Raw genomic sequence first — 13775 nt, 5'->3', positions numbered from 1 at the left:
GTGATGTTGTGTGGGTGTTACTTTAAGGCCGCAGGTTAAATAAAACCTTACAAGACCTGTGGTTTTTACTTTAAGGACACCCTATGAAAACCTCTATCTTCAAAAGCCTTTACTTTCAGGTCCTGACAGCAATTGCCATTGGTATTCTCCTTGGCCATTACTACCCTGAATTAGGCGCCCAAATGAAACCGCTTGGCGACGCGTTCGTTAAGCTTATTAAGATGGTCATCGCACCTGTCATCTTCTGTACTGTCGTCACCGGCATTGCAGGTATGGAAAGTATGAAAGCAGTAGGCCGCACCGGTGCGGTTGCACTGCTTTATTTTGAAGTGGTCAGTACAATTGCACTGATCATCGGTCTTATCATCGTCAACGTGGTGCAACCTGGTGCCGGGATGAACGTCGATCCGGCGACGCTGGATGCTAAAGCAGTAGCGATTTACGCTGAACAGGCAAAAGACCAGGGGATTGTGGGCTTCCTGATGGATATTATCCCGGGTAGCGTCATTGGGGCGTTCGCCAGTGGCAACATCCTGCAGGTATTGCTGTTTGCGGTAATGTTTGGTTTTGCTCTGCATCGTCTGGGCAGCAAAGGCCAGATGATTTTCAACGTAATTGAAAGCTTCTCGCAGGTCATTTTCGGCATCATCAACATGATCATGCGCCTGGCGCCAATCGGTGCTTTCGGTGCCATGGCCTTTACCATCGGTAAATATGGCGTCGGAACGCTGGTACAGTTGGGTCAGCTGATTATCTGCTTCTACATCACCTGTATTCTGTTTGTGGTGGTGGTGCTGGGATCGATTGCCCGTGCAACCGGCTTTAGCATCTTCAAGTTCATCCGCTATATCCGTGAAGAACTGTTGATCGTTCTGGGCACATCTTCTTCCGAGTCGGCGCTGCCGCGTATGCTCGATAAGATGGAAAAGCTGGGCTGTCGGAAGTCGGTGGTCGGACTGGTTATCCCTACAGGCTACTCGTTTAACCTTGATGGTACGTCGATCTATCTGACGATGGCGGCGGTATTTATCGCGCAGGCAACGAACAGTCATATGGATATCTTCCATCAGATAACTCTGCTGGTGGTGCTGCTGCTCTCCTCGAAAGGGGCTGCGGGTGTTACCGGAAGCGGCTTTATTGTTCTGGCTGCGACTATCTCCGCCGTGGGTCATTTGCCGGTTGCCGGTCTGGCGTTGATTCTTGGTATTGACCGATTCATGTCTGAAGCCCGTGCGCTGACCAACCTGGTTGGTAACGGTGTGGCAACGGTTGTCGTTGCTAAATGGGTGAAAGAACTGGACCACAAAAAGCTGGATGATGTGCTGAATAATCGTGCGCCGGATGGCAAAACGCACGAATTATCCTCTTAATCTCGTCACTTATGCCCGTAGTCCCTTGTAGGGCTACGGGCTCCTGCGCATAATTGACCCCTGTGCCCGAATTCATCAATACGATGGCTTTGGGATTTTTTCACTTCTTCCGTGACATTTTTATGTTCTCGCGGTCTAACACGAAGTGTTTTTAACGTCATATTCAGAGAGTCCTTTCAGGACTGTCTTTTTATTACCAGGATTGTTGATCAGGGGTTCACATGCAGGGCACAAAAATTCGACTTTTAGCGGGCGGCTTGCTGATGATGGCCTCTGCCGGCTATGTGCAGGCAGATGCGCTCCAGCCTGACCCGGCGTGGCAACAGGGCACGCTGGCAAATGGCTTACAGTGGCAAGTTCTCGCCACGCCCCAGCGTCCCAGCGACCGCATAGAGGTTCGCCTGCTGGTTAATACCGGTTCACTCACCGAAAGTACGCAACAGAGTGGTTTCAGCCATGCGATCCCTCGCATTGCGCTGACGCAAAGCGGTGGTCTGGATGCCGCGCAAGCCCGTTCATTGTGGCAGCAGGGGTTCGATCCAAAACGTCCCATGCCGCCCGTTATCGTTTCCTATGATTCCACACTGTATAACCTCAGTTTGCCTAACAGCCGCAATGACCTGCTGAAAGAGTCGTTATCTTATCTGGCGAACATTTCCGGCAAGCTGACCATCACGCCTGAAACGGTCAATCATGCGCTGAATAGCGAAGATATGGTTGCGACCTGGCCTATGGATACCAAAGAAGGGTGGTGGCGTTATCGTTTGAAGGGATCGACGCTGTTGGGACATGATCCCGCCGATCCGCTGAAAACACCAATTGATGCGGCGAAAATTCAGTCGTTCTATCAGAAATGGTATACCCCGGATGCCATGACGCTGATTATCGTCGGTAATGTTGATGCGCGCAGCGTGGCTGAGCAAATCAATAAAACCTTTGGTGAGTTAAAAGGAAAACGCGAAACGCCGGCACCAGTACCTACGCTCTCTCCACTGCGTGCCGAAGCGGTTAGCATTATGACCGATGCAGTGCGTCAGGATCGCCTTTCCATCATGTGGGATACACCGTGGCAGCCTATCCGCGAATCCTCCGCGCTGTTGCGCTACTGGCGTGCTGATTTAGCCCGTGAGGCGCTGTTCTGGCATATTCAGCAAACGCTAACCAAAAACAACGCTAAAGATATCGGCCTTGGTTTTGACTGTCGGGTTCTGTTCCTGCGCGCGCAGTGCGCCATTAACGTTGAGTCTCCGAACGATAAACTGAACGCGAATCTTGGCATGGTCGCGCGTGAACTGGCGAAAGTGCGTGATAAAGGTCTACCGGAAGAAGAGTTCAATGCGCTGGTGGCGCAAAAGAATCTGGAGCTGCAGAAACTGTTTGCCACCTATGGTCGTACCGATACCGATATTTTGATCAGCCAGCGGCTGCGTTCGCTGCAAAATCAGGTAGTGGATATCGCGCCAGAGCAGTACCAGCGTTTACGCCAGAACTTCCTCAACGGCCTGACCGTCGAAATGTTGAACCAGAACCTACGCCAGCAATTATCGCAAGAGATGGCGTTAATTCTGCTCCAGCCGAAAGGTGAACCTGAATTCAATATGAAGGACTTGCAGGCTACGTGGGATCAAATCATGGCTCCTGTGACAACCGCGGCGACTGCTGTTGAAACGGATGAGGCTCATCCTGAAGTGACGGATATTCCGCCGGTGCAATAAGCAGGAATTTCCCTCTCCCGGTTGGGAGAGGGTGAACAAAACTAGCGTGACATTCTATTGTGGCATTGCGTCGCGTGGAATAATCGCCCCACGATGCTGAATAACAGTGCTTGCTGTCAGGTGGCCGCGTTTGGCGGCTTCTGCGGCATCGCCACCGGTTAAGCGTACTGCCAGATATCCTGCGCTGAAGGAGTCTCCAGCAGCCGTGGTATCAATGACCTTCTCTTTCGGTAATTTTACAGCCGGTACATCAATGAGTTCTTCGCCAGCGATGGAAACCAGGCAAGAGTCTGCGCCACGCTTCACAACCACTTCCTGCACACCAGCTGCGTGAGTGCGGGCAATCACCTCGGTAACGGGTTTTTCGCCCCACAATGCGTCTTCATCATCCAGCGTCAGGAACGCGATATTGGTGCATTCCAGCATCTGCTGATACACCTGCTGCGTCTCTTCTTTACTGCTCCACAGACGTGGACGGTAGTTGTTGTCAAATATGACTTTCCCACCGTTGGCGCGGCATTCGCGGAGCAGCGATAGCAGCTTCTCACGGCTGGATGGGCTTAATATCGCCAGGCTTATTCCACTCAGATACAGGTAGTCGAATGTGGCCAGTTCTTCGCAAATGGCGGCAGACTGTTCACTCTCCAGCCAGAATTTTGCCGCAGCTTCATTACGCCAGTAATAGAAGGTGCGCTCACCGGTATTGTCTGTCTCAATGTAATAGAGACCTGGGAGGCGATTTTCCATACGCTGCGTTAAAGAGGTATCGACGTTTTCACTGTGCCAGGATTCCAGCATTTGTTGGCTGAAACTGTCAGTGCCCAGCGCCGTCACATAGTGTACGGAAAGTGCCGCAGAATCGACCTGGCGGGCGATATAAACGGATGTATTCAACGTGTCGCCACCGAATCCGCGCTGAACATCAGCACCTTTCTGTGACAGCTCAATCATGCATTCGCCAATCACGGCAATCTTTCTGGACATAGTCGTAACCTGCTCTGAAAAAAATTAGCGTTAGTGTGCGCTGTGGGTAGTATGTGGTCAACTATATTAAAACATCGTTCCATTAATTTTTTGAGCCAGCACGTGTTCTGTGTGATTTTTGCCGCTTAGTTTTTTATTTTGCGTCGCGCTGAACGTAAAGTTCTGCGCCCGAGCGCCGATAACCTTTGACGAGTCCGGTCAGTCACACTCTTATTTACAGGACACCTCAGATGATAAAGCAGGTTACCCAGCAGCTAATTACGCCTGATGCGAGTATCGAAAGCTTGCTTGAGCGACGCTATTGGCTGCAGTGCGAGCGTGCTTACACCTATCAGCCGATTTACCAGACCAATGGGCGACTGATGGCCGTTGAGCTGCTGACTGTCGTGAGCCATCCTGATAACCCTTCCCACCGTATTGCGCCGGATCGTTATTTTGCTGAAGTGGCCGTTCGACACCGGGTTGACGTGGTGAAAGAGCAGCTTCACCAGTTGCAGTTAAAAGGCGAATTTTTCAGGGCCCACGGTCTGCTGGCGTCAGTGAATGTTGATGGACCGACGTTAATTGCGATGCGCCAGGAGGCTGAAATACTGAAAATCATCGAATGCTTGCCCTGGCTGCGATTCGAGCTGGTGGAGCATATTCGCCTGCCGAAGGGATCGTCTTTCGCCTCTATGTGCGAGTTCGGGCCACTCTGGCTGGATGATTTTGGTACCGGAATGGCGAATTTTTCGGCCCTCAGCGAAGTCAGTTATGACTACATTAAAGTGGCGCGGGACCTGTTTGTTATGCTGCGCCAGACGCCGGAAGGTCGGAACCTGTTCACGCTGTTATTACAGTTAATGAACCGCTATTGCCGTGGCGTGATCGTCGAAGGTGTAGAAACGCTGGAAGAGTGGCGTGATGTGCAAAACTCACCGGCTTTCGCCGCACAGGGCTATTTCCTCTCTCGTCCGGTCCCACTGGATACCCTTGAAGAGGTGATATTGTCGCTTTGATATGGTCGTAGCGTGTCTCCTTTTGCCCTGCTGGACTATCTTTAGGACAGGCAAGGATGGAAACGAGGACGTAATATATGACGAAAGCAGGCAAAATAACCGCCATAGTATCAGGGGTTTTCTTGTTGTTGATCGTCGTACTCATCATGGTGATTGCGACATTTGACTGGAACCGGCTCAAACCGACCATCAACCAGAAAGTCTCTACTGAACTTAACCGACCATTCGCCATTCGGGGTGATTTAGGCGTTGTCTGGGAGCGCCAGAAGCAGGAGACCGGTTGGCGAAGCTGGATTCCGTGGCCGCATGTTCATGCTGAAGATATCATCCTCGGCAACCCGCCAGATATTCCTGATGTCACGATGGTACATCTTCCCCGTGTTGAAGCGACGCTTGCCCCATTGGCTTTGTTGACGAAAACCGTCTGGCTACCGTGGATCAAGCTGGTGAAACCGGATGCACGACTTATCCGCCTGTCGGAGAAAAACAACAACTGGACCTTTACCCTGGCGGGAGATGACAATCGCGAACCCAATACTTCGCCGTCTGCCTGGTCTTTTCGTCTGGATAACATTCTGTTCGATCAGGGGCGCATAGCCATCAACGATAAGGTGACTCGCTCTGAGATTGAAATTCTGGTCGATCCGTTGGGCAAGCCGCTTCCCTTTAGTGAAGTGACCGGAACGAAAAGCAAAGAGAGTAGCGCCAGCGTCGGAGACTACGTTTTTGGTCTGAAAGCGCAAGGGCGATATAACGGCGAACCGCTAACCGGGACAGGGAAAATAGGTGGAATGCTGGCATTACGGGGGGAAGGTACGCCTTTCCCGGTACAGGCCGATTTCCGTTCGGATAACACGCGTGTGGCATTTACAGGAACGGTGAAGGATCCGATGAAGATGGGGGGCGTGGATCTCCAGCTTAAATTCTCAGGTGATTCATTAGGGGATTTGTACGATTTGACGGGGGTACTTCTGCCGGACACCCCACCATTTGAAACTGACGGGCGCTTGGTGGCAAAAATCGATACCGGCAAATCTTCAGTTTTTAATTATCGTGATTTTAATGGCCGCATTGGCGACAGCGATATTCACGGTACGCTCGCCTATACCACTGGTAAGCCGCGTCCGAAGCTGGAAGGCGATGTTGAGTCGCGCCAGTTGCGGTTAGCTGATTTGGGACCACTGATTGGCGTGGACTCCGGGAAAGGTGCGGAGCGGGCGAAAAAATCTGAACAACGCAAAGGTGAAAAAAGCGTTCAGCCTGCGGGTAAAGTGTTGCCATACGACCGCTTCGAAACCGATAAATGGAACGTGATGGACGCTGACGTGCGTTTTAAAGGACGACGTATTGAGCACGGCAGTAGCCTGCCCATCAGCGATCTCTCCACTCATATCATCCTGAAAAATGCCGACTTGCGGTTGCAGCCGCTGAAATTTGGTCTGGCGGGGGGCAGCATTGTTTCAAGCATCCATTTGCAAGGGAATAAAAAGCCGATGCAAGGAAGTGCGGATATACAGGCTCGCCGCCTGAAGCTGAAAGAGCTAATGCCGGATGTGGAACTGATGCAGAAAACGTTGGGCGAAATGAACGGAGATGCCAGATTTAGCGGTAGCGGGAATTCAGTGGCGGCACTGCTTGGTAACAGTAATGGCAATCTGAAGCTGCTGATGAATGATGGTCTTATCAGTCGAAATCTGATGGAAATTGTTGGACTGAATCTGGGTAACTATATCGTCGGGCAGATATTCGGTGATGACGAGGTCCGGGTGAACTGTGCGGCGGCGAATCTGGATATCGTCAATGGTGTTGCGCGTCCGCAGATTTTTGCGTTCGATACCGAAAATGCGGTCATCAATGTGACCGGAACCGCGAGCTTTGCCTCTGAACAGCTGGATTTAACCATTGATCCCGAGAGTAAAGGTATCCGTATTATCACCCTGCGTTCACCGCTGTATGTTCGCGGGACATTCAAGGATCCACAGGCCGGGGTGAAAGCCGGGCCGCTGATTGCGCGTGGCGCGGTTGCCGCAGCGCTGGCAACCTTAGTCACACCTGCGGCTGCCCTGCTGGCGCTGATTTCACCCTCTGAAGGTGAGGCCAACCAGTGCAGGACTATTTTGTCTCAGATGAAGAAGTGATTGCAGAAGAGAATTGCCGGATAGCGGTGCTATCCGGCAAGCAAATTATAACGACTGGTGACGTGTTTCGTGGGTTAACAACAGTGCTATCAGCGTTAATGTCGCCATTGACGCCAGGTAAATGCCGACCGCTGGCAGACCATAGTTTCCCTGCAACCAGGCGGCAATATACGGAGCAACGGAAGCACCAAGGATTGACGAAACGTTATACGAAAATGATGCGCCAGTGTAGCGAACCTCGGTCGGGAAGAGCTCTGGTAGCAGCGCGCCCATCGGGCCGAATGTCAGCCCCATCAGGCTTAACCCCAGCAACAAGAAAGCGAACACCAGCGCCGGATTGCCGGAACCCAGCAACGGTTTAAAGGCGAACAGCGCGAACAAAATGATAAGCGTCGTGATGATAAGCATACTCTTGCGACGACCAAACGCGTCGGCCAACAGTCCCGCCACGGGAACCATTACGCCAAAGCCAATCACCGCCATCATCAACATCCACAACACTTCATTACGCGGCAAGCCAAGACCCACCGGGGCAGCTGCGGTACTGAACGTCATTGAATAGACGGTCATGATATAGAACAGTGTATAGGTTGCCAGCATGATAAACGTACCGAGGATCGTTACGCGTACATGTTTTGTCAGCAAGGTACCCAGCGGGATTTTAACCTGCTTTTTCGCCGCAGCCACTTTAGCGAAAACTGGCGACTCATGCAGCGAAACACGAACGTACAGGCCGATGATCACCAGCACAGCAGAAAAGATAAACGGTATGCGCCAGCCCCAGCTCATAAACTGCTCATCGGTAAGCAGCCAGGAGAGCAACAGGAACGTGCCGTTGGCAAAGAAGAAGCCGATAGGTGCGCCCAGCTGTGGGAACGAGCCGTACAACGCGCGTTTACGCGGAGGGGCGTTTTCCGTTGCCAGCAACGCCGCGCCGCCCCATTCACCACCAAGTCCCAAACCCTGACCAAAACGTGCCAGTGCCAGCAGTAGTGGTGCAAATATACCGATAGTTTCATAACCCGGCAGCAGACCAATGACGACCGTAGAAATCCCCATGGTGAGCAGTGACGCAACCAGTGTCACTTTGCGCCCTACGCGGTCACCGAAATGTCCGAACACGGCAGAACCAATTGGCCGTGCGACAAAGGCGATGGCAAAGGTCGCGAGAGACTGAAGCGTTGCCGCTGCTGGGTCGCCCTGCGGGAAGAAGATATGGGGGAACACGATCACTGCAGCGGTCGCGTATATATAGAAGTCAAAGAACTCAATGGCAGTGCCAATAAGTGAGGCGACGACGACTTTATTGCGCGAGTTGACCGGCGTGTGTTCCTGTTCATTGTCGAGCGTTGTGGCTGTTGCTTGCATAATATTTTCTTATTTTTGGTCGAACGAAAGGTCATATTACGCACAGCAAAAGAGACATTTCAATCTGTAACAAGCGTTGAGTCTGGTCAAAAATATGTCAAAAAGGGGATAATTTTTAGGCTGAAGATTTCTCTTCCATGAAATGCTTCACATAATTTAAAACTTGGATAATAAAACTGGTTTTTGGTTAAATAAAAGTTACGTACTGGATTTATATTCTAAAAAGAGTACCGGATGACGATACAGGTATCTTATCTGGCCTACAGATCCTTGCGGAACGTAAGCCGGAGGCGGCTCACGAATCCGCTGTTGGGATGAGAATTAGCGGTGAGTTTTCCCCGGCATGCGCGGGTCATCTTTGTATTCAGCTGTTGCTATCCAGGCCGCGCAGAATAAGGTCAGGCGGGCGAAGAAATAGAAGAATGCCATCAGCCCTAGCACGGAGCCAAACGCCGCACCTGATGGTGATTGCACCAGCGACGGCAGCATATACGTCATAATAATTTTAATCGCTTCAAACCCAAGCGCCGCAATAAATGTGCCGCGAATAAGCGCTCTCTTACGCGGACGGTGGCGCGGCAATCGCCAGAATATCCAGAAGAACAACAAATAGTTGGCAAAAATTGAGATGGCCAGGCCGATCAGTCGCCAGGCTGGCTTCAGCCATTCGATACCGTCGAGATAAAGTGCAGAGATAATCATCTGCTGAGCGGAACCGGCGATGGACGTAATGGAGAGGGTAACGATCAGCGCAATCAGCAAACCAATCAATGAGACAAAATCGCGCAGGTATTTTATCCAGATTTTTTCCTGATCCTGCGGTGTGCGCTCCCAGACATCCCGCGACTGGGCGCGAATAGCTTCACGTAGATTTCCCATCCAGTTAATACCGGAATAGAGCGCGATCCCTAGCCCCACCAAACCGACGGTGGTACGTTGTTGAACGGCGGTATTGATGGTGTTTTTCAGCGTGGACGCAAGGGTAGGATCGCTGACGTTCATCAGGATTTTATTGAAGATATCCTGCAACAACGTGGGATGTGACGCGAGAATAAAACCGGCAGCGGCAAACGACACCATCAGGATGGGAATCATCGACAGGAACGAGAAATAGGTGATGGCTGCGCCAAACTGATTCCCCATTCGGTCATTAAAACGCTCCGTGGCGCGGATGAGGTGGGCGATAACAGGTTGGCGCTGGACCTTTTCCGCCAGGGTTATGGCCGTTTTCAGAGCCTGGTTCGCCTTCGCGTTGCTCTCAGGCGTTGTGGGAGTTGGTTCTTGTGTATGCGTAGGGTGTTTTGCATCGTGTTCCTGCGTCATCCGGTCGGTAGTCCTTATTTTGTGCACTCAAGTCATTATAGCCTGCTCAAGCCAGAATCCCGAAAATCGGTCTAACAGACTAATCCACATAGTCTTTCATCACGCCGGTTAACCATTCCATAAACAGATGTACCCGACGAGAGAGATTGCGACGGTGCGGATACAATAAAGAAACCGGCATAGGCTCTGGGCGATACTGCGGCAACACTTCGACCAGCGTTCCGGCGCGTAATGCCTCACGTACACCTATGCGTGGTACCTGAATAATGCCTAACCCGGCAAGGCATGCCGCATGGTATGTTTCGGTGCTATTCACCGTCAGCATGCCGCCGGTTTTCACCCATTCTGTGCCGTTTTCTGTCGCCACCTCGAAACCCTGTGAACGCGAGCCTAAATTCACTGAGTAATGCACCACCGCATGTGAAGCCAAATCTTCCAGACTTTCCGGATAACCAAAACGGGCCAGGTATTGTGGGCTGGCACAGTTAACCTGCGTTAGTTTTCCCAGCGGGCGAGCAATTAGCCCGGAATCTTTTAACGTACCAACACGCACCACACAGTCGAAACCTTCACGAATCAAATCTACCAGGCGATCGCTGCTGCTCAGTTCAATTTCAAGACCTGGGTATTGATGTAAAAAATCCGGCAGGCGGGGTATTACCAGATTCTTTGCAACGCCAACCGGCATATCAACCCGCAGCTTACCGCTGATGCTGGCCGGATCGTGATGAAATAACCCGTCCAGTTCATCCAGATTGCTCAGCAGATCTTTAGCACGCTCGTAATAGATCATACCGTCCTGGGTAAGCTGTACGCGTCGGGTGGTGCGGTGAAGAAGCTGCGTACCCAGCGAGTTTTCCAGGGCCTGTATCTGGCGCGATACGCTACCTTTAGGGAGTCCGAGCGTTTCCGCTGCGCGAGAAAAGCTTTCCAGTTCTGCGACGCGGATGAACAACTGCATTGCGTGAATTTTATCCATTGCCATACCTTATTGTTGTTCTGGATGAAACAGTAATGCGTAATCAGCGATATTTATTGTTTTTTTAACACCTAATAAGCTCTGTCTCAATCTTCACAACACCTGAAATGAGGTTTCTTATGACGCAACGTATCGCATTGGTGACCGGTGGCGGTCGTGGACTCGGTAAAAACGCGGCGCTGAAGCTGGCGAACAAAGGAATTGGTATTATTCTGACGTGGAACAGCAATGAAAAAGAAGCGCAGCAGGTTGTGCATGAAATCAGACAATCTGGTGGCAAAGCAGCAGCATTGTCGTTGAATGTCGGAGATATTTCCGCTTTCCCTCTGTTTGTTGAACAGATGCAGGAAGCATTACAGACGCAGTGGCAAAGCGATGGGTTTGATTATTTATTGAACAATGCCGGGATCGGCATTAACGCGCCGTATTCGGCATTCACCGAAGCGCAATTTGACCAACTTTTGAACATACATTTTAAGGGGCCTTTTTTCCTGACGCAGAGCCTTCTACCGCTGATGAAAAAGGGGGGCAGGATCCTCAATGTCTCGACCGGATTATCGCGTTTTGCCCTGCCAGGCTACAGTGCATATGCTGCCATGAAAGGGGCGATGGAAGTGTTAACCCGTTACCAGGCCAAAGAGCTAGGTGAGCGCGGGATTACTGCAAATATTATTGCGCCAGGGGCGATAGAAACTGATTTTAGCGGTGGGAACGTACGGGACAATGCACAGCTGAATGCCTATATCGCCTCGCAAACGGCGCTGGGGCGTGTTGGATTACCGGATGATATTGGTGATGCCATTGCTGCACTACTCAGCGATGACCTGGCCTGGATGACAGCGCAGCGTATCGAGGTATCTGGCGGGATGTTCCTGTAAATCTGCAGGGTGCTTATTCAGTAGGTCGCGGTACCTGCTGAGTAAGCACTTAATGCTATATTGTGTTTTGTAACATATTCTCCGATTATCCGTGGTTCCTTATTTTTAGCAAACGTTATAGACTCTTGGAAATTAATATTTGCAAAGGTATTTTTGAACGCTAAAAATAAGAAGTTCCTTAAGCTTTGACGTAATTTTAAACGCTTTATGTAATCCTTTTTTGTGAGCTGTAACTATTTATAATTTCTGCTTCTTTCCTATCCTGTCATCGGTAGAATGGCCTCTGCCAAATGGTGAGTTCTTATTTTACCCCGTAGGTAATACCCTTCGCGTGTTAAGGCTAATATCTTATTTGGACGGAGAGAAATAATGCAGGTAATAATGTTTGACAGGCAGTCAATATTTATTCATGGAATGAATGTAAGTTTACAACAACGTATTCCAGGAGTGGATGTTCAGGGTGTCAGTCAGGCAGATGACCTTTGGCGAAAACTGGAAGAAAATCCTGATGCGCTGGTGATGCTTGACGGCGATCTTGATGGCGAATTCTGCCGTGGAATACTGCAGCGAATAGCGGAGCTATTTTCGGCGGTAAAAGTGTTGATAACGGCAACAGATTGCCGAAAAAAATGGCTGCAGGAAGTCACTCAGTTAAACGTACTGGCGGTTGTCCCGCGCGATTCTGACGCGGAAACGTTCACGCTGGCGATCAACAGTGTAGCGATGGGTATGATGTTTTTACCCAGAGATTACTTAGCGGTATCAGAGAACGGTAACCAGAATATAAAAGCGTTAAGCGCACGTCAGCGAGAGATCCTGACTATGCTGGCAGCCGGAGAATCTAATAAACAAATTGGTCGGGCGTTAAATATCAGTACCGGGACGGTAAAAGCACATCTTGAATCGCTTTATCAGCGGCTGGAGGTAAAAAACCGTACTCAGGCAGCAATGATGTTAAACGAATCATACTAACGGGTACTTATTTCACAGTCAGAAAGTGTCTGGCTGTGAAAGATGAGCGACCCCATTTCTGAAGTACAAAATTGCTTCATCCCAATGCTGAGTATCCACGCAATAAGCGCTTCCTGCTGAAACAGATCGTTAAGTTGTGGCAACTTCGTCCGTATTAATGCCTCGCAGGCATACAAATCATCGAGCAGCAGTTTATCTGCCTGCATGACTGAAATAGGTTTATCGAAGTTTTCATCTGCAGTGATTTCATGCCCGTAACCAATGACCCATATACCCTTTTTGTCCTGATACTTTTCCAGTGACAGACCCTGCCATTGTTTAATAAATGCGATACAGGTCGGCGTAAAATGTGCTGAATGGAGCTGCATACCGATCTCTCTTCATGTAAAGATCATCATTCTAAAGAGAACTGCTCGCTATAGTAGTTGCCATTCAGCCGGTTTTTTCAGTAAAACGCCTTATGGCATTGGTGAGAGGTATTCACGCTTTAACAAGCCGAAAATCCAGTCGTCATGCCAGGTTTGATGCAGCCAGTAACTTTCGCGTAGCGTGCCTTCATGAATGAATCCCACCTTTTCCAGCACATGTCGTGAAGCATGGTTGCCTGCGGTGACGCAGGCCGTCAACCGGCGTAGGCCTCCAATTGTAAACGCGAAGTCGCAGATGGCACGCAGGGATTCTGCGCCATATCCTTTACCTTGTGCTTCTGGCGCGAACAAAAAACCGACTTCGGCACATTCATTGTTTTCATGAATATATCCAGTGACGCCAAGCGGTAACCCTGTGTCGTTGTCGCAAACCACCAGACATAGCCAGTGTGGGCTTCCTGGAGACCACTCGGGTAAACGTGAGTTGAATACCGTCAGCACATCTTCTTCAGTGCGTGCGTCGGAGACAAATCGCATCACATCAGGGTTTTGCTGTAATTTTAAAAAGAACGCCCAATCGCCTTGATCCAGTGGGCGACAGGTAAGACGTGATGTTTTTAATACCGGCACAGGCTTATCTCCTGAATAATTTTCAACGATTACGCGGTTATCACTGTAAAAC

At 50.4% G+C, this 13775-nt stretch carries 12 protein-coding genes; 6 read left to right on the top strand and 6 right to left on the bottom strand.

The window, feature by feature from the left end:
- Positions 1-83: 83 nt before the first annotated feature.
- Positions 84-1370: a C4-dicarboxylate transporter DctC gene (dctA, locus tag SK36_RS20670; protein ID WP_045448651.1), complete on the top strand. Its 1287-nt coding sequence runs from the start codon at positions 84-86 to the stop codon at positions 1368-1370.
- A 221-nt stretch (positions 1371-1591) separates the two neighbouring features.
- Positions 1592-3085, top strand: coding sequence for a M16 family metallopeptidase (locus SK36_RS20665; protein ID WP_045448650.1), 1494 nt, complete (start codon positions 1592-1594; stop codon positions 3083-3085).
- Positions 3086-3139: 54 nt separating this feature from the next.
- On the opposite strand, the gene SK36_RS20660 is transcribed toward SK36_RS20665, so the two are convergent.
- Positions 3140-4069, bottom strand: coding sequence for a 2-dehydro-3-deoxygluconokinase (locus SK36_RS20660; RefSeq protein ID WP_045448645.1), 930 nt, complete (start codon positions 4067-4069; stop codon positions 3140-3142).
- A gap of 230 nt (positions 4070-4299) precedes the next feature.
- On the opposite strand from SK36_RS20660, the gene pdeH reads away from it, so the two are divergent.
- Complete coding sequence (pdeH, locus tag SK36_RS20655; protein WP_045448643.1) at positions 4300-5067, top strand: cyclic-guanylate-specific phosphodiesterase; 768 nt, start codon at positions 4300-4302, stop codon at positions 5065-5067.
- 77 nt (positions 5068-5144) lie between these two features.
- Complete coding sequence (locus SK36_RS20650; protein WP_048223016.1) at positions 5145-7205, top strand: AsmA family protein; 2061 nt, start codon at positions 5145-5147, stop codon at positions 7203-7205.
- Positions 7206-7250: 45 nt separating this feature from the next.
- Here SK36_RS20650 and SK36_RS20645 read toward each other — a convergent pair whose 3' ends face one another.
- From SK36_RS20645 to SK36_RS20635, 3 genes are all read right to left on the bottom strand, one after another.
- Positions 7251-8573 (bottom strand): MFS transporter, encoded by a 1323-nt coding sequence (locus SK36_RS20645; protein WP_045448639.1) that lies wholly within the window; start codon positions 8571-8573, stop codon positions 7251-7253.
- 321 nt (positions 8574-8894) lie between these two features.
- Positions 8895-9896 (bottom strand): inner membrane protein YhjD, encoded by a 1002-nt coding sequence (yhjD, locus tag SK36_RS20640; protein ID WP_045448637.1) that lies wholly within the window; start codon positions 9894-9896, stop codon positions 8895-8897.
- A 79-nt stretch (positions 9897-9975) separates the two neighbouring features.
- Positions 9976-10875, bottom strand: coding sequence for a LysR family transcriptional regulator (locus tag SK36_RS20635; protein ID WP_048223014.1), 900 nt, complete (start codon positions 10873-10875; stop codon positions 9976-9978).
- Positions 10876-10994: 119 nt separating this feature from the next.
- Here SK36_RS20635 and SK36_RS20630 point away from each other — a divergent pair, with 119 nt between their 5' ends.
- Positions 10995-11753 carry an SDR family NAD(P)-dependent oxidoreductase gene (locus SK36_RS20630; protein ID WP_045448633.1) on the top strand — a complete coding sequence of 253 codons (759 nt, stop codon included), beginning with the start codon at positions 10995-10997 and terminating at the stop codon, positions 11751-11753.
- 369 nt (positions 11754-12122) lie between these two features.
- On the top strand, positions 12123-12725 hold the full coding sequence (locus SK36_RS20625; protein WP_045448631.1) for a helix-turn-helix transcriptional regulator: 603 nt from the start codon (positions 12123-12125) through the stop codon (positions 12723-12725).
- On the opposite strand, the gene SK36_RS20620 is transcribed toward SK36_RS20625, so the two are convergent.
- Complete coding sequence (locus tag SK36_RS20620; RefSeq protein ID WP_048223012.1) at positions 12722-13093, bottom strand: glycoside hydrolase family protein; 372 nt, start codon at positions 13091-13093, stop codon at positions 12722-12724. The genes SK36_RS20625 and SK36_RS20620 overlap by 4 nt on opposite strands.
- Before the next feature lie 90 nt (positions 13094-13183).
- Positions 13184-13723: a GNAT family N-acetyltransferase gene (locus SK36_RS20615; RefSeq protein WP_045448627.1), complete on the bottom strand. Its 540-nt coding sequence runs from the start codon at positions 13721-13723 to the stop codon at positions 13184-13186.
- Positions 13724-13775: the final 52 nt, after the last annotated feature.

Source organism: Citrobacter sp. MGH106, assembly GCF_001037495.1.
GTDB classification, from domain to species: domain Bacteria; phylum Pseudomonadota; class Gammaproteobacteria; order Enterobacterales; family Enterobacteriaceae; genus Citrobacter; species Citrobacter murliniae.
This window is presented reverse-complemented; position numbering and strand designations above follow the sequence as displayed.